The organism is Candidatus Symbiopectobacterium sp. NZEC151 (assembly GCF_025962655.1).
GTDB lineage: Bacteria > Pseudomonadota > Gammaproteobacteria > Enterobacterales > Enterobacteriaceae > Symbiopectobacterium.
On sequence record NZ_JAGFPE010000012.1, the window covers coordinates 16130 to 39232 of the forward strand.

A 23103-nucleotide genomic window follows, 5' to 3' on the forward strand; every position below is an offset into this window, starting at 1 on the left:
CAGCGAAAAAACCAGTACAGATTAAGGGAAAACCGGCCATTCAGTTGCAATATGACACAATCTGTATGCTTGAAAAAGCGATTTTCTGAGGCTGTATCCTCATCGCGTTCACCTTCATCATAAACAGTATCTTGAGGTGAAGGAGAGCGCAATGAGCCAGTGGAGAAGCGGTTGTAAAACAGCAATAACGCGGAGTATTGATATCACGATCCGCACCCCGGTTCGGTGGTGGTGTCACTGGCGCAAACGCCGCACCACACTGCGCGAACTGCGTCGACTCAATGACGCTCAGCTCAAAGACATTGGCCTTACGTCACACGATGTTGACCGCTTTCGCTAAACAGAGGTTCCGGCCGGACAGGTTGAGTTCGGTCGGGTTTACAACATCCATCCAGTATGGTTCTATGTCCCGGCGTTACTCTCTCAGCCATGCGCATGGCGTTAACTCAACCTGAATGACATCATCATGCGTAAGTTCGCCATTTGGTTACTCTTGACGGCCCTATCCGCTCTTGGTCTTAGCGTTCATACGCTGCAACAGCAGTATGAAGAACACAGCGCCGAGTTCCGCATCCTTTATCGCGATGTGGCCCTCAAACTGTCTCAGCATGATGTCATCCTGACGCTGCTTTCCACCACCAGCGATCCCGAGGTTGTCAAAAAAGCCTTTCCCCAAATTCTTATCTTAAAAACACGTTCGCTGGAATACAGTGCTAGCGAACCACAACTGGCGGGCAATGGCACCTATTGGCTAAACGGCCAGCACTTCTCGTTGCTGATCGATCTTAAGCAGGTACTCAGCACGCTGCCGCAAAGCAATGCATTCCGCACGCTGGGGTTGTACTTGCATGACACCCCGCTGGTGGTACTCGGTGATAGCGCTACCGCGCCTTACTGGCAGTGGAGTAAAGCGCTGGTGGGCGATTCGCAGCCGTTCGAGCTTTCGGCAGGAAACGATCCCGACTGGCGTCATCTGCCCTGGATCAGCATGCTGTTGTTTGCCCTACTCTGGGCGGTCGTGGTGGAGTTTGTCAGCCGCTATCTGATGTATAAACGTCAACGTGTGCTGGCGGATTTACGTGCACAGTTTTCCGAACTCACCCGACTCAATACCATGGGAGAGATTACCGCCGGCATGGTACATGAGTTGAATCAACCACTTACTGCAATTCTGAGTTATAACCAAACCGCCCTGAGTTTGTTGAAACAGGAAAGGAGTGCGGAGATCGCCCCACTGCTCGACGCCGCCGTGGTGCAAACCAAGCGCATCAGTGCCCTGCTCACCGATCTACGCCAAAAAATGCACAGCGACCAGGTGCCCTTACAGCCGGTCAATCTGAAACCAGTTTGGTCACGGGTGCTGATGCTGCTGGAAAACGAGTTGCTGGCGGGAAAAGTGAAAATCATCAACCACATCCCCGATGATCTGCCGCCGTTTCTCGCCGCACCGCAGTGGGTCGAGCAAATTCTGCATAACCTGCTGCTCAATGCCATCCAGGCACAGCAAGATAATGCGCCCACATCGGCCTGGGTTGAGATCGCCGCGCAGCCAACAGAAAAGGGCATTACACTAACCCTAACGGACGGCGGGCCGGGTTTATCGGAGCAGGCGCTACAGCATGTCTTTCTGCCCTTTTTCACCACCCGACAAGGGGGATTAGGACTCGGGATGGCGCTGACCCAAACCTTGGTTCAGGGTCTTAACGGCGATATCAGCGCAGAAAATGTCGCTGGCAGCGGTGCCCGATTCACACTGTGGTTTCCTTTCAACGCAGAGGAGCAGGGTCAATGACAGGGTGTGTGTATCTGATTGACGATGATGACGCTATCCGCGACTCACTCAGCGCGTTGCTGGCTACCGTCGGGTGGCAAACACAACCCTATGCCAGCATTGCCGATTTTGAACAGCAGCACAGCGACTGGCGCTCACTGCACGGCTGTTTGCTGCTCGATATTCGTATGCCAGGCAAAACAGGGTTAACCCTGTTGGAGGAGTGGCAACAACGGGGCATGGATATCCCCGTTATCATCATGACAGGCCATGGCAATATCAATTTGTGCCGACGCGCCTTTAAAAGTGGAGCCTTCGAGTTTTTGACCAAACCCATCGATGCGGATCTGCTGCTCGAAACGGTTTCTGGCGCGATGACACAGTTTCAAACCCAGGCCAACCAGCGCCAACAAGCCACACAGTTACGGGATAAGCTCAACGCGCTCTCTGCGCGCGAGCATGAAGTGATGGCTCTGATGATGGAGGGGAAATCGAACAAAGAGATCGCCAAACACCTGCAACTCTCCGCCCGCACCGTGGAAGCACACCGCGCCAACCTGTTCGCTAAACTGGAGATAAACTCGCTGGCAAAATTGATAAAACTGTATGGCGGGCAGTCGCTTATCGATAAAACTCCGTAAAATTACGCAGTGGCTTGAGTAATCAAGCGAATGGTTGCGCCCACCGTCTCTGGTTACGCTGTCCTTGTCGAATACCTTCCAAGGACCACAGGAGCCAGAACACCATGAAACGTCTTCTTATCACCACCCTGCTTTTCAGCGGCATTACCGCCTTTCCCAGCTTTGCCAATGGCGTGTTAAGCGAGAAAAACCTTTCTTTGGCGCTGGCCGAACAGTTGGCACAGCATGCCATCCAGTCGTGCAGCGCCAAGAATGTGAACGTGGCTGTGACCATCGTCGATCGTGCTGGCGTAGTGAAACTGGCCAAACGCATGGACAACGCCGGCCCGCATACCCTTGAAGCCAGCCGGATGAAGGCGTTTACCGCACTCACCACCAAAGCGCCCACCGAAAACGTGATGAAGAACGCCCAGGCCAATGCGGAAGCGCAAAATCTGCGTGATATTCCGGGCTTTTTATTACTGGCGGGCGGCGTGCCGGTGAAAGTGGGGGATCAAACCATTGGGGCGATTGGCATTGGCGGTGCGCCCTCGGGCAGCATCGACCAGCAGTGTGCGCTGGATGCGCTGGATGCAGCTAAAGGGCAACTCAGCGCAAAATAACCGGAGAGACCGTAACCTACAGCACCCGGCGTGGCGTTACGGTCTTTATTTTCTCTTAGTCGGTTGATTGCGGCTTCATACTCATCCCCACCACGGCAGAAATCAGGCATCCCATCGCCAGATAACCCGCTACGCCATACCAGGCACCGGAGAAGAGCTCCACCAGCAGCACGGCGATAAACGGCGTAAAGCCGCCACCCACCACGCTCGCGACCTGATAGCCGACGCCCGCACCGCTGTAACGGTAGGCAGTGCCAAACAGTTCGGTAAACATCGGTTGCTGTACGCTGACAATCATATCGTGTGCAATATTCGCCAGCAGAATGGCGAACAGCAGGATCAGCGCCGTGTTGTGATTCTCCAGCGCGATAAAGAACGGCACCGCACTGGCTGCACCGATCAGCGCCCCGGTGACATAAATACGACGACGGCCAAAGCTGTCCGCAAGCCAGGCAAAGGAAGGGATAGAAAAACAGCTGATCGCACCTACCAGCAGACCGATATTCAGGAACATATCGCGCGACAGGCCTAAATGGGTGGTCGAGTAGTTAAGCGCGAATGCGGTAACGATATACATCGTCAACAGTTCGCCGAGGCGCAGTGCAATAATCAACAGGAAGGCTTTAGGGTGTTGACGCAGCGCTTCGAAAATCGGGAAGGAGCGGAGCTTATTGGCGCGATCTTCCAGCGTTTTATTCGCCTCAAACTCCTGCGATTCATCCATGCCGTTACGCACCCACCAGGCGATAGCGACCAGAATCAGGCTGAACAGGAACGGCAAGCGCCAACCCCAGGTGACAAACTCTTGGTTGCTGGTTAAATGACTCACCACCGATACCGACCCGGTTGCCAGCAGCAAGCCAACGCCAAAGCCGACCTGTACCCCGCTGCTGTAAAACGCTTTTCTTTTCTTGGGCGCGCTTTCCACCGCTAACAGCGCCGCGCCGCCCCACTCGCCACCGACAGCAAACCCTTGAATGGCGCGCAGGGTGACCAGCAACACCGGGGCCCACCAGCCGATAGAAGCGAATGAAGGTAACAGGCCGATTAGCGCGGTAGCAATACCCATCATCCACACGGTGATCATCAGCATGCGTTTACGGCCCAGGCGATCGCCAAAGTGCCCAAACACCATGCCGCCCAGCGGGCGGAACAAAAAGCCAACGCCAAAAGTCCCGAATGCCGCCAACGTTCCCATGGTCGGGCTTATCTGTGGGAAAAATTCAGTGTTAAACACCAAAGCGGCAACTATTCCGTACAGTAAAAAATCATACCAGTCGACAACGGCGCCGACAAAACTTCCCAAGGCTGCACGGCGCGCCCGGTTGTGTGGGTGGCTTTCAGGCAGGGATGGTGAGCTGTTGTGGTTTATTGCGCTGTCACTCTGCGGCGACATTGGTGTGCTTGTGCTATTCATGTCTGTCTCGTTATTTTAAATTTACACAACTGTACACTAAATATTACTCAGAAGAAATTCATATCATCGCGGTGACAATATGATTAAGGAGTATGCGTGTCGCAGGGGAACACGTCTGCTTTTTTCTATATTGCTCGCGCTGAGAGATAAAAAAAACCCCGGCCAACGGGCCGGGGTTTAGACGTTTAAGCGTTATCGGTAGATAGCTTATTCGTCGTCGCTGCTACCAAAGCCTGCGTTCAGCAGTTCAGCCAGGTTTGCAGAGGCTTCATCTGCACTCACTGGAGCCACTGCTGGCACTTCGCCGACATGGCGGCGACGCATGCGATCCTGGTGGTACGCATAACCGGTACCGGCCGGGATCAAACGACCCACGATGACGTTCTCTTTCAGACCGCGCAGTTCGTCGCGTTTACCCGCCACGGCTGCTTCCGTCAACACGCGCGTCGTTTCCTGGAACGATGCCGCAGAGATGAAGGATTCGGTTGCCAGAGAAGCTTTGGTGATACCCAGCAGGTCACGGTGGTACGTAGCCGCGATCTTGCCATCCGCTTCCAACTGACGGTTGGCGATCTTGATGCGTGACACTTCTGCCTGCTCGCCTTCCAGGAATTCGGAGCTACCCGCGCTGGCAATAGTCCCTTTACGCAGCATCTGACGAACGATAACTTCGATGTGTTTATCGTTAATCTTAACGCCTTGCAGACGGTAAACTTCTTGCACTTCGTTGGTGATGTAACGGGTTACCGCATGCACACCACGCAAACGCAGGATATCGTGCGCCGATTCCGGACCGTCGGAAACCACATCGCCACGTTCTACGCGTTCACCTTCAAACACGTTGAGCTGACGCCATTTCGGGATCATCTCTTCGTAAGCATCGCTGCCATCCAACGGAGAGATCACCAGACGACGTTTGCCTTTGGTTTCTTTACCGAAGGAAATGATACCGGTGATTTCAGCCAGGATAGCCGGTTCTTTCGGACGACGCGCTTCGAACAGGTCGGCAACGCGCGGCAGACCACCGGTGATGTCCTTGGTACCGCCGGATTCCTGCGGAATACGCGCCAGGGTGTCACCCGCACCGATCTGAGTGCCATCTTCCAACTGAACGATCGCTTTGCCCGGCAGGAAGTACTGTGCCGGCATGTCGGTGCCCGGGATCAGTACATCGTTACCTTTGGCATCAACGATTTTCAGTGCCGGACGCAGATCTTTACCGCCACCGGTACGTTCTGCACTGTCCAGAACCACGATGGAGGACAGACCGGTCAGTTCGTCAGTCTGACGAGTAATCGTCTGACCGTCGATCATGTCGGTGAAGCGGATGCTACCGCCCACTTCGGTGATAACCGGCATGGTATGCGGATCCCAGTTTGCGACGGTTTCACCGCCGGTCACGTCGTCACCGTTGCCTTTGCCCATTACCGCACCATAAGGCACTTTATAGCTTTCTTTGGTACGGCCGAATTCGTCGATCAGTTTCAGCTCGGTGTTACGCGAGGTGATAACCAGCTTGCCCGCGGCGTTCTTAACGAACTTGGCGTTGGACAGTTTCAGGCTACCTTTGTTTTTCACCTGAATGCTGGATTCAGCCGCCGCACGCGATGCCGCACCACCGATGTGGAACGTACGCATGGTCAGCTGAGTACCCGGTTCACCGATGGACTGTGCTGCGATAACCCCGATGGCCTCACCTTTGTTGATGATGTGACCACGTGCCAGGTCGCGACCATAGCACTTGGCGCACACGCCGAAGTCGGTTTCACAACTTACCACAGAGCGAACTTTAACGGCGTCGACGGAGTTTTCTTCCAGCAGGTCACACCATTGCTCGTCCAGCAGCGTGTTACGCGCTACCAGAATGTCAGCGGTGCCCGGCTTGATCACGTCTTCAGCCGTTACACGACCCAGTACGCGCTCACGCAGCGGCTCTTTAACGTCGCCACCTTCGATAACCGGGGTCATCATGATGCCTTCGTGCGTGCCGCAATCGTCCTCGGTCACTACCAGATCCTGTGCCACGTCAACCAAACGACGGGTCAGGTAACCGGAGTTCGCTGTCTTCAACGCGGTATCCGCCAGACCTTTACGCGCACCGTGCGTGGAGATGAAGTACTGGAGTACGTTCAGGCCTTCACGGAAGTTCGCGGTGATCGGCGTTTCGATGATGGAGCCATCCGGCTTCGCCATCAGACCACGCATACCGGCCAGCTGACGAATCTGTGCCGCAGAACCACGCGCACCGGAGTCGGCCATCATAAAGATGCTGTTAAAGGAAACCTGGCGTTCTTCTACACCATCGCGGTTGATAACCACTTCGGTGGAGAGGTTTTCCATCATCGCTTTGGCCACGCGCTCGTTAGCAGCGGCCCAAATGTCGATGACTTTGTTGTAACGTTCGCCGGCGGTTACCAGACCAGACTGGAACTGTTCCTGGATTTCAGCAACTTCGGCTTCCGCTTCATTGATGATTTCCACTTTCTTCGCCGGGATGACCATATCGTCGATACCAACAGAAGAACCGGAACGCGCCGCATAGGCGAAACCGGTGTACATGATCTGGTCAGCAAAGATAACGGTCGGCTTCAGCCCCAACACGCGGTAGCAGGTATTAAGCATCTTGGAGATGGCTTTTTTACCCAGCGCCTGGTTGACGATAGAGTACGGCAGACCTTTCGGCACGATCATCCACAGGATGGAACGGCCTACAGTGGTATCGATGATGCTGGTTTTAGCAACCCACTCACCCTGCGCGTTTTTCTCGTGCTCGGTGATACGCACTTTAACGCGCGCATGCAGAGAGGCCAGACCCGCACGGTAGATACGTTCTGCTTCTTTCGGACCGGTCAGCACCATGCCTTCGCCTTTGGCGTTAACACAGTCGCGGGTCATGTAGTACAGACCCAACACCACGTCCTGAGACGGAACGATGATAGGCTCGCCGTTCGCCGGAGACAGAATGTTGTTGGTGGACATCATCAGCGCACGCGCTTCCAACTGGGCTTCCAGCGTCAGCGGTACGTGAACAGCCATCTGGTCACCGTCGAAGTCGGCGTTATACGCCGCACACACCAGCGGGTGCAGCTGAATGGCTTTACCTTCGATCAGAACCGGTTCGAATGCCTGGATACCCAAACGGTGCAGCGTCGGCGCACGGTTCAGCAGTACCGGGTGTTCGCGGATAACTTCATCCAGGATATCCCAAACTACCGCTTCTTCACGCTCAACCATTTTCTTGGCGGCTTTGATGGTGGTAGCAAGACCACGCAGTTCCAGCTTGCCGTAGATGAACGGTTTGAACAGTTCGAGTGCCATTTTCTTCGGCAGACCGCACTGATGCAGACGCAGGTACGGACCTACGGTAATAACGGAACGACCAGAGTAGTCCACGCGCTTACCGAGCAGGTTCTGACGGAAACGACCCTGCTTACCTTTGATCATGTCGGCCAAAGATTTCAGCGGACGCTTGTTGGAACCGGTGATCGCACGACCGCGACGACCGTTATCCAGCAGGGCATCTACCGCTTCTTGCAGCATACGTTTTTCGTTACGTACGATGATATCCGGCGCAGCCAGATCCAGTAGACGTTTCAAACGGTTGTTACGGTTGATCACGCGACGATACAGATCGTTCAGATCTGAGGTTGCGAAACGACCACCGTCCAGCGGAACCAGCGGACGCAGATCCGGCGGCAGCACCGGCAGCACGGTCAGGATCATCCACTCCGGCTTGTTGCCAGACTGGACGAACGCTTCCAGCAGCTTGATGCGCTTGGTCAGCTTTTTACGCTTGGTTTCAGAGTTGGTTTCATTCAACTCTTCGCGCAGCTGTTCGCATTCCTGTTCCAGATCCATGTTTTTCAACAGGGCCTGGATCGCTTCGGCGCCCATCTTGGCGTCGAATTCGTCACCGAACTCTTCCAACGCGTCCAGATACTGCTCTTCAGTCAGGATCTGACGTTTTTCCAGGTTGGTCATGCCGCCTTCAACCACCACGTAGGATTCGAAGTACAGCACGCGTTCGATATCGCGCAGCGGCATATCCAGCAGCAAGCCGATACGGGACGGCAGCGATTTCAGGAACCAGATGTGAGCGGTCGGAGACGCCAGCTCGATGTGGCCCATGCGCTCACGGCGCACTTTGGTTTGGGTCACTTCAACGCCGCACTTCTCGCAGATTACGCCACGGTGTTTCAAGCGCTTGTACTTACCGCACAGGCACTCATAGTCTTTCACTGGCCCAAAGATACGGGCGCAGAACAGACCGTCACGTTCAGGTTTGAACGTACGGTAGTTAATGGTTTCCGGCTTTTTAACTTCACCGAAAGACCAGGAACGAATCATGTCTGGCGATGCCAGCGCAATTTTGATCGCATCAAACTCTTCGGTCTTGGTTTGCGCTTTCAGAAACTTTAATAAGTCTTTCACGGATTGGCTCCCGTCGGAGTTAGACCTGTTGGATGCCTGAGCCGAAGCTCAGGCACTCCTTTACACGAGCAAAGCGTACCAGCGAGCAGGATTAACCTTCTTCCAGCTCGATGTTGATACCCAGCGAGCGGATTTCTTTCAACAGTACGTTGAAGGATTCCGGCATGCCCGGTTCCATACGATGGTCGCCATCCACGATGTTTTTATACATCTTGGTACGGCCGTTGACGTCATCGGATTTCACCGTCAGCATTTCCTGAAGGGTATACGCTGCGCCGTACGCTTCCAGCGCCCACACTTCCATCTCACCGAAGCGTTGACCACCGAACTGGGCTTTACCACCCAACGGTTGCTGGGTTACCAGGCTGTAAGAACCGGTAGAACGCGCGTGCATCTTGTCGTCAACCAAGTGGTTCAGTTTCAGCATGTACATGTAACCTACGGTTACTGAACGCTCAAACTGTTCACCGGTACGACCATCAAACAGCGTGATCTGACCAGAGGTCGGCAGACCACCCAGCGTCAGCAGTTCTTTGATCTCAGACTCTTTGGCACCGTCGAACACTGGCGTTGCCAGCGGCATCCCTTTCTTCAGGTTGTCCGCCAGACGCAACACTTCATCATCGGTGAAGGTGTTCAGGTCGACTTTTTGACGCACGTCGTTGCCCAGATCGTAGGCTTTCTGGATGAATTCGCGCAGTTTAGCCACTTCTTCCTGACGCTTCAGCATGGCGTTGATCTTCTCGCCGATACCTTTAGCCGCCATACCCAGGTGGGTTTCCAGAATCTGACCGATGTTCATACGCGATGGAACGCCCAGCGGGTTCAATACGATATCGACCGGCGTACCGTTCTCATCGTAAGGCATATCCTCGATCGGGTTGATCTTGGAGATAACACCCTTGTTACCATGGCGACCTGCCATCTTATCACCCGGTTGAATCTGACGTTTAACGGCCAGATACACCTTGACGATCTTCAGCACGCCCGGAGCCAGATCGTCGCCTTGCGTGATCTTGCGGCGTTTCGCTTCGAGTTTTTTCTCGAATTCGTGTTTCAACTCGTCGTACTGCTCGGCCAGCTGTTCCAACTGATTCTGTTTCTCTTCATCAGTCAGACCCAGTTCCAACCAACGCTCACGCGGCAGCTTGTCCAGTTTGTCCGCTTCCACACCGCCGGAAACCAGCACGGCGTGAATACGGGCAAACAGACCGGCTTCGAGGATCTGCAATTCTTCCGTCAGGTCTTTTTTGGCCTGCTTCAGTTGCATCTCTTCGATTTCCAGCGCACGTTTGTCTTTTTCCACGCCATCGCGGGTGAAGACCTGAACGTCGATAACCGTACCGGACACGCCGTTCGGCACGCGCAGGGAAGAGTCTTTAACGTCAGACGCTTTCTCACCAAAGATCGCGCGCAGCAGTTTTTCTTCCGGCGTCAGTTGAGTTTCGCCTTTCGGCGTCACTTTACCGACCAGAATGTCGCCGCCCGTCACTTCAGCACCGATATACACGATACCGGACTCATCCAGTTTGGAGAGCGCTGCTTCACCCACGTTCGGGATGTCGGCAGTGATCTCTTCTGGCCCCAGCTTGGTGTCACGGGACACGCACGCCAGTTCCTGAATGTGGATAGAGGTGAAACGGTCTTCCTGCACCACACGTTCGGAAACGAGGATGGAGTCTTCGAAGTTGTAACCGTTCCAAGGCATGAACGCGACGCGCATGTTCTGACCCAGCGCCAGTTCACCCAGATCGGTGGACGGGCCGTCAGCCAGAACATCACCGCGTTCAACCGGCTCACCCAGAGATACGCACGGCATCTGGTTGATACAGGTGTTCTGGTTAGAACGGGTGTATTTGGTCAGGTTGTAGATGTCGATGCCCGCTTCGCCCGGATACATCTCGTCTTCGTTAACTTTGATAACGATACGGGATGCGTCGACGTACTGTACGGTACCGCCACGTTTGGCAACGGCAGTTACACCGGAGTCAACGGCCACAGCGCGTTCCATACCGGTACCGACCAGCGGCTTGTCAGCACGCAGGGTAGGTACTGCCTGACGTTGCATGTTCGCACCCATCAGGGCGCGGTTGGCGTCATCGTGTTCCAGGAACGGGATCAGGGATGCACCGACAGAAACCACCTGTTGGGTGGAAACGTCCATGTAGTCAACCTGATCGCGGCTGAACAAGCTGGATTCGCCTTTGCTACGGCAGGTCACCAGATCGTCAACGAAATGCCCTTCTTCGTCGAGGTTGGTGTTCGCCTGTGCAATAACGTAGTTGCCTTCTTCAATCGCGGACAGGTAATGGATTTCATCCGTTACCACACCGTCACGCACCAGACGATACGGGGTTTCAAGGAAACCGTATTCGTTGGTCTGTGCGTACACGGACAGCGAGTTGATAAGACCGATGTTCGGACCTTCCGGCGTTTCGATAGGACATACGCGACCGTAGTGGGTCGGGTGTACGTCACGCACTTCAAAGCCAGCACGTTCACGGGTCAGACCGCCTGGGCCCAACGCGGAGATACGGCGTTTGTGCGTAATTTCGGACAGCGGGTTGTTCTGGTCCATAAACTGGGACAGCTGGCTGGAGCCGAAGAACTCTTTCACCGCCGCCGAAATCGGCTTGGCGTTGATCATGTCCTGCGGCATCAGGGTATCCAGATCGCCCAGAGACAGACGCTCTTTCACCGCACGCTCTACGCGCACCAGGCCAACGCGGAATTGGTTTTCCGCCATTTCGCCCACAGAACGGATACGACGGTTGCCCAGGTGGTCGATATCATCGACTTCGCCGGAACCGTTACGGATATCGATGAGCTTCTTCATCACCTGAATGATGTCGTCTTTGCTCAGGATACCGGAACCTTCAATCTCGTCACGCAGCAGGGAGCGGTTAAACTTCATGCGGCCCACAGCGGACAGATCGTAACGATCTTCAGAGAAGAACAGGTTCTCGAACAGCGTTTCTGCGGCTTCACGTGTTGGCGGCTCGCCCGGACGCATCATGCGGTAGATTTCAACCAGCGCGCTCAGGCGATCGTTGGTCGGGTCAACACGCAGCGTTTCGGAGATATACGGGCCGTGATCCAGATCGTTGGTGAACAGGGTTTCGATGCGCTTATGGCCTGCCTGACTCAGTTTAGCCAGCAGATCCAGCGACAGCTCCATGTTCGCCACACCGATCAGTTCACCGGTGCTTGCATCCACATAGTCTTTCGCCAGCACTTTCCCAGCGATGTATTCAACCGGTACTTCAATGCGATCTACGTTATCTTTTTCTAGCTGGCGAATGTGGCGCGCAGTAATACGGCGGCCTTTTTCAATGTACACTTTGCCGTTGGCTTCGATGTCGAACGAGGCAGTTTCGCCGCGCAAGCGATCTGGCACCAGGTCCATCTGCAACTTATTGCCATTGATTTCATAGACAATTTTATCGAAGAACAGATCCAGAATTTGTTCGGCAGAGAAACTCAGCGCACGCAAAACGATGGTCGCCGGCAGTTTACGGCGGCGGTCGATACGCACAAACAGGTTATCTTTCGGATCGAACTCGAAATCCAGCCAGGAACCACGGTAAGGGATGATACGTGCGTTATACAGCACTTTACCGGAGGAGTGAGTTTTACCCTTGTCGCTGTCAAAGAACACGCCCGGGCTACGGTGCAACTGAGAAACGATAACGCGCTCAGTCCCGTTGATAACAAAGGTCCCGTTTTCGGTCATGAGCGGAATTTCGCCCATGTACACTTCTTGTTCTTTAATGTCTTTTACGGTGCCTTCCGGCGCTTCGCGCTCGTAGATCACCAGACGCAGCTTGACGCGCAGCGGTGCTGAGAAGGTCACCCCGCGAATCTGACACTCTTTGACGTCAAATACGGGCTCACCCAAACGGTAGCTTACGTATTGCAGTTCAGAGCTACCGCTGTAGCTTGAAATTGGGAATACGGAACGGAATGCGGCTTCCAGACCGTACTGACCTTCCGGATCTTGCTCGATGAACTTCTGAAACGAGTCAAGCTGGATAGAAAGGAGATAAGGTATGTCCAACACTTGCGGACGTTTACCAAAATCCTTACGAATGCGTTTTTTCTCGGTATAGGAGTAAACCATGGGGTTCCTCAGCTCGCTGAAAAGTAAGAACCACTTGCTCGTCCTGACAGGACGGTTCATTGCAACACGATTTTGTTGATCGAAAGGCAATCCGCCCTTCGTGAATACGTCTTTCTATCACTCTTAAATCATTTCATCGCTTTTGCACAGGCAGGGAACCTACGCTGGAAAGCAATATATTAAGGCGTCGATAGAAAAAAATATTGGGATAATCCGTGGTCAAACAGTGCGAAATACCACAGAGCCCCTACAGCGCAAAAAGGCTGGTGACCAAAAAGTCACCAGCCATCAGCCTGAAAACTCAGGCTGCAACCGGAAGGGTTGGCTTATTTAACTTCAACTTCAGCGCCAGCTTCTTCCAGAGATTTCTTCAGAGACTCAGCGTCATCTTTGCTCACGCCTTCTTTCAGCGCAGCAGGTGCAGACTCAACCAGGTCTTTCGCTTCTTTCAGACCCAGGCCAGTTGCGCCACGAACAGCTTTGATTACGGCAACTTTGTTAGCGCCGATAGCTTTCAGGATAACGTCGAATTCAGTTTTTTCTTCAGCAGCTTCAACCGGGCCAGCAGCAACAGCTACAGCAGCAGCAGCAGAAACGCCGAATTTTTCTTCCATTGCAGAGATCAGCTCAACAACGTCCATTACGGACATAGCGGCAACTGCTTCGATAATTTGATCTTTAGTGATAGACATGACAAGTGTTCCTAACAATCAGAAATAGTTTATACGTAAGCAAATGCGATAACAGGAAAAGGGCGATTACGCCGCTTCTTTCTGATCGCGAACAGCTGCCAGAGTGCGGACCAGTTTGCCTGCAGAGGCTTCTTTCATGGTCGCCATCAGGCGTGCAATTGCTTCTTCGTAAGTCGGCAGCGTTGCCAGACGGTCAATATTGGCCGCTGTGATCAACTCACCTTCAAAGGCCGCAGCTTTAACCTCAAATTTTGCATTCGCTTTCGCGAATTCTTTGAACAGACGAGCAGCAGCGCCCGGGTGTTCCATAGAATATGCAATCAAGGTCGGACCAACAAACGTGTCTTTCAGGCATTCGAACTGAGTGCCTTCAACGACGCGACGCAGCAGGGTGTTGCGAACAACACGCATGTATACGCCAGCTTCACGACCTGCTTTACGCAGTTCAGTCATTTTATCTACGGTTACGCCACGAGAATCCGCAACGACCGCAGACAGCGCGCCTTTGGCCACTTCGCTGACTTCAGCAACAATCGCTTGTTTGTCTTGAAGATTTAATGCCATTAGCTTGTGCTCCTGGATATAGCCGGAATACATTTCCGGAACTCACTTCACCTGCAACCACATGGAAAACAGGCGTCAAAACACGGTGAGCAGAATCCAGTAAAAGAAAATTTTCTTTAGGCTCTGTCACCGTCTACGCAGGAAAATTAAGCGTCTCTTTTTTCAGGTAAACCTGAAAACGTTGAAGCACCTGCGGTCTTGGACGGAGGCCTGGATGAGGCCAGGCTCCAACCGAAAAAATCTGTTTGTCCGTTAACGGACAATGGGCGAAAGATTATACGTATAAATTTCGCCCAGGTAAAGCTATCAGTTAGCGACCGCGTTCAGGCCACTCTGATCTACAGCAACGCCAGCACCCATGGTGGTGGAGAGGCTAACTTTCTTGATGTACACGCCTTTCGCCTGAGCAGGTTTGGCTTTTTTCAGCGCAACCAGCAGAGATTCCAGGTTTTCTTTCAGTTTGTCAGCGTCGAAATCAACCTTACCGATGGTGGTGTGGATGATGCCGTTTTTGTCGTTGCGATAACGAACCTGACCGGCTTTGGCGTTTTTAACCGCTTCAGCAACGTTCGGCGTTACAGTACCGACTTTCGGGTTCGGCATCAGGCCACGCGGACCCAGAACCTGACCCAACTGGCCAACAACGCGCATTGCATCCGGAGAAGCAATAACCACGTCAAAGTTCATTTCGCCTTTTTTGATCTGGTCAGCCAGATCTTCCATACCTACCAGCTCTGCGCCAGCTGCTTTAGCAGCTTCAGCGTTTGCGCCTTGGGTAAATACGGCAACGCGAACGGAACGGCCAGTACCGTGCGGCAGTACAGTCGCGCCACGAACGTTCTGGTCAGATTTACGAGCGTCGATGCCCAGGTTTACGGCAACGTCAACGCTTTCAACAAACTTAGCAGTGGCCAGCTCTTTGAGCAGGGCAACAGCTTCGTTGATGTCATATTGTTTGGTAACATCAACTTTCTCACGGATCACGCGCATGCGCTTGGTCAGCTTAGCCATTTCTTAGTCCTCCACTACCAGGCCCATGGAACGAGCAGTACCCGCGATGGAGCGCGCCATGGCGTCCACGTCGGCACCCGTCATATCCGCCGCTTTGGTCTGGGCAATTTCCAGAACCTGAGCGTGGGTCACTTTACCTACTTTGTCTTTGTTCGGCTTGCCAGAACCAGACTTGATACCCGCCGCTTTCTTCAGCAGAACCGCTGCCGGAGGCGTTTTGGTAACGAAGGTGAAAGAACGGTCGGAGTAAACGGTGATAACGACCGGAGTCGGCAGACCTTTTTCCAGGCTTTCTGTTTTAGCATTGAATGCCTTACAGAATTCCATGATGTTCACACCCTGCTGACCCAGAGCAGGACCAACCGGCGGGCTCGGGTTAGCCATACCAGCTGCAACTTGCAGCTTGACGTAGGCTTGTACTTTCTTGGCCATTTAACTTTCCTCTAATGGGTAATAGCGCCTTAAAAAGGCTCCCCGTGATATTTATTTCTTTAGGCGCCGTGGCACCTAAAAACAAAAGGCGCGAAATAATAGATTAATTTCGCGCCAATTACAAGAGATTATTTACAGATGAGAGACTGTATCAGCCTTTCTCCACCTGGCCGAAATCCAGTTCAACGGGCGTAGCACGTCCGAAGATAGAGACCGACACTTTCAGGCGGCTTTTTTCGTAATCCACTTCTTCCACGACGCCGTTGAAGTCGGCAAACGGGCCGTCGTTGACGCGCACCATTTCGCCCGGTTCGAACAGCGTTTTCGGACGCGGCTTATCACCCACCTGTTGCAGGCGGTTCATGATAGCGTCAACTTCTTTGTCGCTGATCGGCGCAGGACGATCGGACGTACCGCCGATAAAGCCCATCACACGCGGAACGCTACGCACCAAGTGCCAGCTGGCGTCTTCCATTACCATCTGTACCAACACGTAGCCGGGGAAGAATTTACGTTCGCTTTTGCGGCGTTGGCCGCCACGAATCTCAACTACTTCCTCGGTCGGCACCATGACGTCGCCAAACAGCTCTTCCATGTTGTGCAATTTGATGTGCTCGCGCAGCGATTGTGCAACGCGGCCTTCAAAGCCGGAAAACGCCTGAACGACGTACCAACGTTTTTTTGGAGCTTCAGACATCTTAGAACCTCAGGCCTGTGATAAATGATATCAAACGGACCAGAATACCATCCAGCCCCCACAGAATCAGTGACATCACGGCTGTTACCGCGGCAACGATCAACGTGGTATGCAGCGTTTCCTGGCGGGTTGGCCAAATCACTTTACGCACTTCAGTGCGCGCTTCGCGGGCAAAGGTCACCGTTGCTTTGCCTTTGGCGGTTAACAGTGCAACACCGCCTGCGGCAGCAATCAGGATAACAACGGCCAATGCGCGAAGCGGCAGACTGTACCCGCGGTAGTAATAGTTACCCACTATGGCAACAACGAGTAAGGCCGCCACAACCAGCCACTTGATCACTTCCAGGCCACGCCCACTACCCTGGGTCTCGGTATTTGCACTCATAAACCAACCTGTCACTCATGAATCAGACAAATAACTTTGCCCCGCAACGCAGGGCAAACCAAACCGACATGATGTTTCGCTCGCAGCGAAACTCGGCATTTACGCTGTAATCTACAGAGCCTATCTCACCACAGATTAGCAGGATTATACGCCACAATCCGTGATGAGATAGGTTCTACTGAGGGCAGCGTAGAAAAAGGGCATCAAATGATGCCCTTTTACTGCATGTTGAGTCAAATTTATCGGCGATTAAGCGATAACTTTAGCAACAACACCTGCACCAACGGTACGGCCGCCTTCACGGATTGCGAAACGCAAACCGTCGTCCATCGCGATCGGGTGGATCAGGGTAACAACCATTTTGATGTTGTCGCCCGGCATTACCATTTCCACGCCTTCCGGCAGTTCGATGGTGCCCGTTACGTCAGTGGTACGGAAGTAGAACTGAGGACGGTAGCCTTTGAAGAACGGCGTATGACGGCCACCTTCATCTTTGCTCAGGATATACACTTCAGATTCGAACTGGGTGTGCGGCTTGATGGAACCCGGCTTAGCCAGTACCTGACCACGTTCGATTTCTTCACGTTTGATACCACGCAGCAGAACACCAACGTTCTCACCCGCACGGCCTTCGTCCAGCAGTTTGCGGAACATTTCAACGCCAGTACAAGTAGATTTCGCAGTATCCTTGATACCAACGATTTCAACTTCTTCACCGACTTTAACGATACCGCGCTCTACACGACCGGTTACTACAGTACCACGGCCGGAGATGGAGAATACGTCTTCGATAGGCAGCAGGAACGGACGGTCAATCGCACGCTCTGGTTCTGGGATGTAGGAATCCAGGTAGCCAGCCAGTTCGATGATTTTTGCTTCCCACTCTGCTTCGCCTTCCAGGGCTTTCAGCGCTGAACCACGAACGATTGGGGTATCATCACCCGGGAAGTCGTACTGAGACAGCAGCTCACGCACTTCCATCTCAACCAGTTCCAGCAGCTCTTCGTCATCAACCATGTCACATTTGTTCAGGAACACGATGATGTACGGAACGCCTACCTGACGACCCAGCAGGATGTGCTCACGCGTCTGCGGCATCGGGCCGTCAGTCGCAGCAACTACCAGGATCGCGCCGTCCATCTGGGCAGCACCGGTGATCATGTTTTTCACGTAGTCGGCGTGTCCCGGGCAGTCAACGTGTGCGTAGTGACGGGTCGGGGTGTCGTATTCAACGTGAGAGGTATTGATGGTGATACCACGCGCTTTTTCTTCCGGTGCGTTATCGATCTGATCGAATGCACGCGCGCTACCGCCGTAGGTTTTAGCCAGTACGGTAGTGATCGCTGCGGTCAGCGTGGTTTTACCATGGTCAACGTGGCCGATAGTACCGACGTTAACGTGCGGTTTAGTACGTTCAAACTTTTCTTTAGACATCGACTGTCCCTCTAAGACACGGATAAATCGGTGATAGCACCACATTAACCAAGCTAACGCTTGACGATTTTTTTACAGAAAGGAAATCAGGAGATGAAAAAGAAGTGGTGCTGATAGGCAGATTCGAACTGCCGACCTCACCCTTACCAAGGGTGCGCTCTACCAACTGAGCTATATCAGCACTTATTGGAGCGGGCAGTGGGAATCGAACCCACATCATCAGCTTGGAAGGCTGAGGTAATAGCCATTATACGATGCCCGCATCCTGAACTCGGCTACCTGATTTCTCTGTTGAAAGCTTCCGCCTTCACCAACACGGTGATTGCCTCATCGCGTTGGTTCAGCCACAACGTGTATGGCTTGAATTTGGTGGTGGGGGAAGGATTCGAACCTTCGAAGTCTGTGACGGCAGATTTACAGTCTGCTCCCTTTGGCCGCTCGGGAACCCCACCTAATTGTGTACTTGATGGTGCCGGCTGCCGGAATCGAACTGGCGACCTACTGATTACAAGTCAGTTGCTCTACCAACTGAGCTAAGCCGGCATCAAGTGCTGCGCATTCTAGGTAGAGCGAGCCACCTATGCAACAAAAAAATTGCTTAAAATGCGCTATCGCTTAGATTTTATCCAAATTCGAGCATGAATTCACGTACCTCGCGATAAAATGCCTAAAGAACATCCAAATTCACGACCAATCCCGCACAATCCCCCCCGGTGGTGCACTCTTTTTTCAGCATGGCTTCAGCGCGGTGCTGCACCAACAATGACCTTTTGCTCCAAGGTAACGCACCGTCTTCGCCATAAATGCGTGTTTAACCGCATTAATGACCTGAATCTGGCCTGGCATGTATCTTGCTTTATTTCGGTAAAGCGGGTCAGAGAGGGCTCATTTCGCTGGAGACTGCATGATGAAAATCGTTTTACTCAATGACACAACCCTTCCGGTTTACCGCACGGAGCTGGCAGACCTGCTGCTAGATGCGGTCATGCACGGCGCCTCTGTTGGCTATGAGATGCCTTTGTCGCACGAAACTGCAGCCAGCTATTTTCACGGATTACGCACCTCTCTGGCGGAGGGGGCACGTTTGCTGTGGATCGCTCGTGACACTCAAGGCATTGTCGGAAGCGTGCAGCTTGAGCTGTGCCAAAAAAGTAATGGTTTGAACCGGGCGGAAGTGCAAAAACTGCTGGTACACAGCCGCGCACGTCGTCAGGGGATTGGCCGTAAACTGCTGTCGGTGCTAGAAACAACCGCTTTTGAGCTCAATCGCGGCTTGCTGTATCTGGATACTCAGGCGGGCTCTCCAGCAGAGGCCTTTTACCGCACGCAAGGGTATCGTTATCTGGGAGAAATCCCTGATTATGCCAGTGCGCCCGATGGTAGCTATCACCCGACCGCCATCTACTACAAGCGCCTGTTTGTCGCCAATCGGATGACACATGCTTTGGCAAGTTAACCGTTTCCTGACGCCATTGCGTCAGGAAATATCATACTGTTGTCTTCTTTTCTGCGTGCCCAACGTGTAACCTGCCTGACATCTACTAATCGAATCACAACATTACCGTGTATGACCACCCGCGGCTTATACTCCCAGCTCACACAACGCGTGGGCAGTTTCGCCTCCAGGCAGGATGGTCTATAGGATAAATTGGACAGATGAGAGACAGCGAGCAACCTTTGGTAACACCCTACCTACACTTCGATCGCCGTCAATGGGCTGCATTGCGCAATTCAGTACCATTAACGCTGACAGAAGAAGAAATCATCCGGTTGAAAGGGATCAATGACGAGTTGTCGCTCGATGAAGTTGCCGAAATCTATCTGCCTTTATCACGTCTGCTTAATTTTTATATCAGCTCAAACCTGAGACGCCAGGCGGTATTGGAGCAGTTTCTCGGCACGAACGGGCAACGCATTCCCTATATTATCGGCATCGCAGGCAGTGTCGCCGTTGGTAAAAGCACCACCGCGCGCGTATTACAGGCATTGCTAAGCCGTTGGCCCGAGCATCGTCGGGTTGAATTGATCACCACTGATGGTTTTTTACATTCCAAACAGGTGCTTAAAGACAGAAACCTGATGCAGAAAAAAGGGTTCCCTGAATCTTACGATATTCATAGCCTGATGAAATTTGTGTCGGATATAAAATCAGGGGCTAAAAAAGTCACTGCGCCAATATATTCGCATTTGACTTACGATATTGTGCCAAATAGCAATAAAGTGGTGGAACAGCCGGATATTCTTATCCTCGAAGGATTAAACGTCCTGCAAAGCGGAATGGATTACCCACACGCACAACCACGCGCCTTTGTTTCTGATTTTATTGATTTTTCTATATATGTTGACGCTTCGGAAGCATTATTAAAATCCTGGTATATCAACCGGTTTTTAAAATTCCGCCTGGGGGCATTCTCCGATCCTAATTCTTATTTTCATGAGTATGCAAAATTAACGGAAGAGCAAGCGGTGACAATCGCAACCAAAATTTGGCGCGATATAAATGAACCTAACTTACACCAAAATATTTTGCCCACCCGTGAGCGCGCCAGCTTGATTATGACCAAAAGCGCTAATCATGCCGTTGACTATGTGCGTTTGAGAAAATAGCAGAATTACAAGACAGTAGGGGGTAATCCCCCCCTACTGACTACTTGCCACGCAGTGATATTTCGCCACCAATATAGGCCTTAATCTCGCCGTTCTCTTCGAGTAACAGCGCGCCCTGCTCATCAATTCCACGTTCGATCCCGTGGATCTCGCGCTCACCCATGATCAATTTCACTGGCCGATTATAGTAATTATCGATGGCTTGCCAGCGAGGGATGAACGAACGCAGTCCACCTTGTTCAAACACTTCCAACGCGTTACTCAATTCAGTAATCAGCGTAGCGGCCAGGATATTACGATCGATATCGATCCCAGCCTCTTGCAAATTGATCCATTCCTGCGTGACGCCTTGCCCAGAGGAAGGCCGCATCCGCAAGTTGATGCCAATACCGATCACTAACTGTGCCGCGTCTCCTGTTTTTCCCAGCAACTCAACCAGAATACCGGCCAGTTTGCGATCGTGCATATAGAGGTCATTGGGCCATTTTACTTTGACATCATGTGCACCGAGGCGATGCAGCACTTCTGCAATCACGATACCAATCGCCAGGCTCACGCCCACCGCTGCCGCAGGCCCCTGTTCCAACCGCCAGAACATGGAGAGATAGAGATTGGCACCAAACGGTGATTGCCATTGCCGCCCACGACGACCGCGGCCCGCGTGCTGGTACTCTGCCACACAGGCATCGCCAGAGTGCAAGCTCTCCAGCCGGTCTAGCAGATACTGATTGGTTGAATCAATAACGGGCAGTACCGCAACGTTATTTCCGGGGAGTGCGGCACGAATGACATTTTCATCCAGCAATTGCATCGGTTCAGGCAGGCTGTACCCTTTCCCCGTAACGGGAAACACATCCAGCCCCCATTCTCTGATGGTTTGGATATGTTTGTTGATACCGGCTCGGCTCATTCCCAACAGCTCACCCAGGTATTCACCCGAGTAAAACTCACCGTCGGAAAGAATCTGGATTAGCGTTAAAGGGACTCGGATATCTTTCATGACAGCACCTCTGTTGCGCTTACTTCACCCTGTGCCGCAATAAAGCGCACTTCCGGCTCAAGCCAGAGTGCAAATGTCTCTGCAACGTTATCACGCACATAACGCGCCAGTGCAACGATATCGTCGCTCGTCGCCTCATCAAGGTTAACCAGCACCAAAGCCTGCTGCTGATGGACCGCCGCGCCGCCAATGCGGTGCCCCTTTAACTGGCACTGATCGATAAGCCAGCCAGCAGCAAATTTAACCGTACCGTCGGGCTGTGGATAGTATGGCGCAGTGGGGTAACGCATCAGAATAGCCTGGGCCTGCTCGGCGCTAACCACCGGATTTTTGAAAAAGCTGCCCGCATTTCCCATCAGCGCGGGATCGGGTAATTTCTTACGCCGCATGGCACATACCGTAGTAAAGATAGCATCAGGCGTCGCAGTTGCAGGATCGAGCTGCGCCAAATCACCATAGCCCAATACAGGAACCCAGGACTTGGTCAGATGCAGACCTACCGCAATAATGGCAAACCCCTGGCGGTATTCATGCTTGAAGATACTTTCACGATAGCCAAACTGGCACTGCTCCGCACTGAGGCGGGTCACCTGATTGAGGGTAAGATCCAAGACATCGACATATGCGCAAAACTGCTTGAACTCAGCGCCATAAGCGCCAATATTTTGGATAGGTGCCGAGCCAACACAGCCTGGGATCAGCGCCAGATTTTCCAGGCCCGGCACGCCTTGTTGCAGCGTGTACTCGACCAGATGATGCCAGTTCTCACCGGCACCAACGTGCAGATGCCATCCGCCATCATCCTCAGCAATCTCAATCCCTTTTATGCGGTTAGCAATGACTGTTCCTGCAAAATCAGCCAAAAACAGGACATTGCTACCTTCCCCCAACATCAACACCGGCCTGCTCTGCGCGTTCGCATGACGCCAGGAAGCGACTAACGCATCAGGGGTATCGGCGAAGACTACCTCATCGGCATAAACGGGCAAAGAGAAGGTGTGGTAAGGCTTAAGGGATATGGCACTGCTCGTCATCAGAACGTACTCTCCAGATTGAATACGCCGTAGTTTACCCGATCCCGAACGCCAAATCTCTACGGTCCACGGGCATCTTCAATCCTTGAGTGAGCAATAAAAGGCGAATCATTCCTGATGATAAATGACTGACGCTAAAAACCACGCACAGCAAAAAGGGCTGTCCTTTCGGACAGCCCCTTCGCTACTTTTCATCATCAGACGTCGTCTGATAACTGATATAAAAGCCTGGCAGTTCCCTACTCTCACATGGGGAAGCCCCACA

18 protein-coding genes and 4 tRNA genes are annotated in these 23103 nt (G+C 52.9%); 6 read left to right on the forward strand and 16 right to left on the reverse strand.

Going from position 1 to position 23103, the window contains the following annotated elements; genetic code table 11:
* Positions 1–151: 151 nt before the first annotated feature.
* The 4 genes from J5067_RS22980 (at position 152) to J5067_RS22995 (ending at position 3014) form a co-directional block, all read left to right on the forward strand.
* Positions 152–340, forward strand: coding sequence for a DUF1127 domain-containing protein (locus tag J5067_RS22980; protein ID WP_264652101.1), 189 nt, complete (start codon positions 152–154; stop codon positions 338–340).
* A gap of 126 nt (positions 341–466) precedes the next feature.
* Positions 467–1792, forward strand: coding sequence for a sensor histidine kinase (locus tag J5067_RS22985; RefSeq protein ID WP_264652102.1), 1326 nt, complete (start codon positions 467–469; stop codon positions 1790–1792).
* Positions 1789–2412 (forward strand): response regulator transcription factor, encoded by a 624-nt coding sequence (locus J5067_RS22990; RefSeq protein ID WP_264652103.1) that lies wholly within the window; start codon positions 1789–1791, stop codon positions 2410–2412. The genes J5067_RS22985 and J5067_RS22990 overlap by 4 nt, the downstream gene beginning before the upstream one ends.
* Positions 2413–2516: 104 nt before the next feature.
* Complete coding sequence (locus J5067_RS22995) at positions 2517–3014, forward strand: heme-binding protein (RefSeq protein ID WP_264652104.1); 498 nt, start codon at positions 2517–2519, stop codon at positions 3012–3014.
* Positions 3015–3069: 55 nt separating this feature from the next.
* On the opposite strand, the gene shiA is transcribed toward J5067_RS22995, so the two are convergent.
* The 14 genes from shiA to J5067_RS23065 all read right to left on the reverse strand — a co-directional run bounded on the left by shiA (position 3070) and on the right by J5067_RS23065 (position 18740).
* Positions 3070–4431, reverse strand: coding sequence for a shikimate transporter (gene shiA, locus J5067_RS23000; RefSeq protein WP_264646070.1), 1362 nt, complete (start codon positions 4429–4431; stop codon positions 3070–3072).
* 207 nt (positions 4432–4638) lie between these two features.
* Positions 4639–8862: a DNA-directed RNA polymerase subunit beta' gene (rpoC, locus tag J5067_RS23005; protein WP_264646071.1), complete on the reverse strand. Its 4224-nt coding sequence runs from the start codon at positions 8860–8862 to the stop codon at positions 4639–4641.
* Between the two features lie 91 nt (positions 8863–8953).
* Positions 8954–12982 (reverse strand): DNA-directed RNA polymerase subunit beta, encoded by a 4029-nt coding sequence (rpoB, locus tag J5067_RS23010; protein ID WP_264646072.1) that lies wholly within the window; start codon positions 12980–12982, stop codon positions 8954–8956.
* 326 nt (positions 12983–13308) lie between these two features.
* Positions 13309–13674: a 50S ribosomal protein L7/L12 gene (gene rplL, locus J5067_RS23015; protein WP_264646073.1), complete on the reverse strand. Its 366-nt coding sequence runs from the start codon at positions 13672–13674 to the stop codon at positions 13309–13311.
* Positions 13675–13740: 66 nt separating this feature from the next.
* Positions 13741–14238, reverse strand: a complete 498-nt coding sequence (gene rplJ, locus J5067_RS23020) for a 50S ribosomal protein L10 (RefSeq protein WP_264646074.1) — start codon at positions 14236–14238, stop codon at positions 13741–13743.
* Between the two features lie 306 nt (positions 14239–14544).
* The gene (gene rplA, locus J5067_RS23025) at positions 14545–15249 is read right to left on the reverse strand and encodes a 50S ribosomal protein L1 (RefSeq protein ID WP_222158933.1); all 705 of its coding nucleotides are present in this window, start codon (positions 15247–15249) and stop codon (positions 14545–14547) included.
* A gap of 3 nt (positions 15250–15252) precedes the next feature.
* Complete coding sequence (gene rplK, locus J5067_RS23030) at positions 15253–15681, reverse strand: 50S ribosomal protein L11 (RefSeq protein WP_264626659.1); 429 nt, start codon at positions 15679–15681, stop codon at positions 15253–15255.
* A gap of 151 nt (positions 15682–15832) precedes the next feature.
* The gene (gene nusG / locus J5067_RS23035) at positions 15833–16378 is read right to left on the reverse strand and encodes a transcription termination/antitermination protein NusG (protein WP_222158935.1); all 546 of its coding nucleotides are present in this window, start codon (positions 16376–16378) and stop codon (positions 15833–15835) included.
* Between the two features lies 1 nt (position 16379).
* The gene (gene secE / locus J5067_RS23040) at positions 16380–16763 is read right to left on the reverse strand and encodes a preprotein translocase subunit SecE (protein WP_222158936.1); all 384 of its coding nucleotides are present in this window, start codon (positions 16761–16763) and stop codon (positions 16380–16382) included.
* Positions 16764–17012: 249 nt separating this feature from the next.
* On the reverse strand, positions 17013–18197 hold the full coding sequence (tuf, locus tag J5067_RS23045; RefSeq protein ID WP_264626614.1) for an elongation factor Tu: 1185 nt from the start codon (positions 18195–18197) through the stop codon (positions 17013–17015).
* 105 nt (positions 18198–18302) lie between these two features.
* Positions 18303–18378: transfer RNA gene (locus J5067_RS23050), tRNA-Thr, on the reverse strand.
* A 6-nt stretch (positions 18379–18384) separates the two neighbouring features.
* Positions 18385–18459 (reverse strand) — tRNA-Gly (locus J5067_RS23055).
* Positions 18460–18564: 105 nt separating this feature from the next.
* A tRNA-Tyr gene (locus J5067_RS23060) sits at positions 18565–18649 on the reverse strand.
* 15 nt (positions 18650–18664) lie between these two features.
* Positions 18665–18740, reverse strand: a tRNA-Thr gene (locus J5067_RS23065).
* Between the two features lie 364 nt (positions 18741–19104).
* Between J5067_RS23065 and J5067_RS23070 the strand changes: the two genes are divergently transcribed.
* Both J5067_RS23070 and coaA read left to right on the forward strand, forming a co-directional pair.
* Positions 19105–19653: a GNAT family N-acetyltransferase gene (locus J5067_RS23070; protein WP_264646077.1), complete on the forward strand. Its 549-nt coding sequence runs from the start codon at positions 19105–19107 to the stop codon at positions 19651–19653.
* Positions 19654–19853: 200 nt separating this feature from the next.
* Entirely contained in the window at positions 19854–20804 is a 951-nt protein-coding gene (coaA, locus tag J5067_RS23075; RefSeq protein WP_264646075.1) for a type I pantothenate kinase, read from the forward strand.
* Between the two features lie 40 nt (positions 20805–20844).
* Here the strand turns inward: coaA and birA are convergent, their stop codons facing one another.
* Together birA and murB are read right to left on the reverse strand one after the other, a co-directional pair.
* The gene (gene birA, locus J5067_RS23080; RefSeq protein ID WP_264628275.1) at positions 20845–21804 is read right to left on the reverse strand and encodes a bifunctional biotin--[acetyl-CoA-carboxylase] ligase/biotin operon repressor BirA; all 960 of its coding nucleotides are present in this window, start codon (positions 21802–21804) and stop codon (positions 20845–20847) included.
* Complete coding sequence (gene murB / locus J5067_RS23085; protein ID WP_264646076.1) at positions 21801–22838, reverse strand: UDP-N-acetylmuramate dehydrogenase; 1038 nt, start codon at positions 22836–22838, stop codon at positions 21801–21803. The genes birA and murB overlap by 4 nt, the downstream gene beginning before the upstream one ends.
* Positions 22839–23103 lie beyond the last annotated feature (265 nt).

What these genes read in the sequence shown, in the direction of transcription:
- rplA (WP_222158933.1), bottom strand. Translation starts at nt 15,249, where the DNA reads ATGGCTAAGCTGACCAAGCGCATGCGCGTGATCCGTGAGAAAGTTGAT.
- tuf (WP_264626614.1), bottom strand. Translation starts at nt 18,197, where the DNA reads ATGTCTAAAGAAAAGTTTGAACGTACTAAACCGCACGTTAACGTCGGT.
- rplK (WP_264626659.1), bottom strand. Translation starts at nt 15,681, where the DNA reads ATGGCCAAGAAAGTACAAGCCTACGTCAAGCTGCAAGTTGCAGCTGGT.
- rpoB (WP_264646072.1), bottom strand. Translation starts at nt 12,982, where the DNA reads ATGGTTTACTCCTATACCGAGAAAAAACGCATTCGTAAGGATTTTGGT.
- murB (WP_264646076.1), bottom strand. Translation starts at nt 22,838, where the DNA reads ATGACGAGCAGTGCCATATCCCTTAAGCCTTACCACACCTTCTCTTTG.
- J5067_RS22980 (WP_264652101.1), top strand. Translation starts at nt 152, where the DNA reads ATGAGCCAGTGGAGAAGCGGTTGTAAAACAGCAATAACGCGGAGTATT.
- J5067_RS22995 (WP_264652104.1), top strand. Translation starts at nt 2,517, where the DNA reads ATGAAACGTCTTCTTATCACCACCCTGCTTTTCAGCGGCATTACCGCC.
- J5067_RS23070 (WP_264646077.1), top strand. Translation starts at nt 19,105, where the DNA reads ATGAAAATCGTTTTACTCAATGACACAACCCTTCCGGTTTACCGCACG.
- nusG (WP_222158935.1), bottom strand. Translation starts at nt 16,378, where the DNA reads ATGTCTGAAGCTCCAAAAAAACGTTGGTACGTCGTTCAGGCGTTTTCC.
- shiA (WP_264646070.1), bottom strand. Translation starts at nt 4,431, where the DNA reads ATGAATAGCACAAGCACACCAATGTCGCCGCAGAGTGACAGCGCAATA.
- coaA (WP_264646075.1), top strand. Translation starts at nt 19,854, where the DNA reads ATGAGAGACAGCGAGCAACCTTTGGTAACACCCTACCTACACTTCGAT.
- J5067_RS22990 (WP_264652103.1), top strand. Translation starts at nt 1,789, where the DNA reads ATGACAGGGTGTGTGTATCTGATTGACGATGATGACGCTATCCGCGAC.
- rplJ (WP_264646074.1), bottom strand. Translation starts at nt 14,238, where the DNA reads ATGGCATTAAATCTTCAAGACAAACAAGCGATTGTTGCTGAAGTCAGC.
- J5067_RS22985 (WP_264652102.1), top strand. Translation starts at nt 467, where the DNA reads ATGCGTAAGTTCGCCATTTGGTTACTCTTGACGGCCCTATCCGCTCTT.
- rplL (WP_264646073.1), bottom strand. Translation starts at nt 13,674, where the DNA reads ATGTCTATCACTAAAGATCAAATTATCGAAGCAGTTGCCGCTATGTCC.
- secE (WP_222158936.1), bottom strand. Translation starts at nt 16,763, where the DNA reads ATGAGTGCAAATACCGAGACCCAGGGTAGTGGGCGTGGCCTGGAAGTG.
- birA (WP_264628275.1), bottom strand. Translation starts at nt 21,804, where the DNA reads ATGAAAGATATCCGAGTCCCTTTAACGCTAATCCAGATTCTTTCCGAC.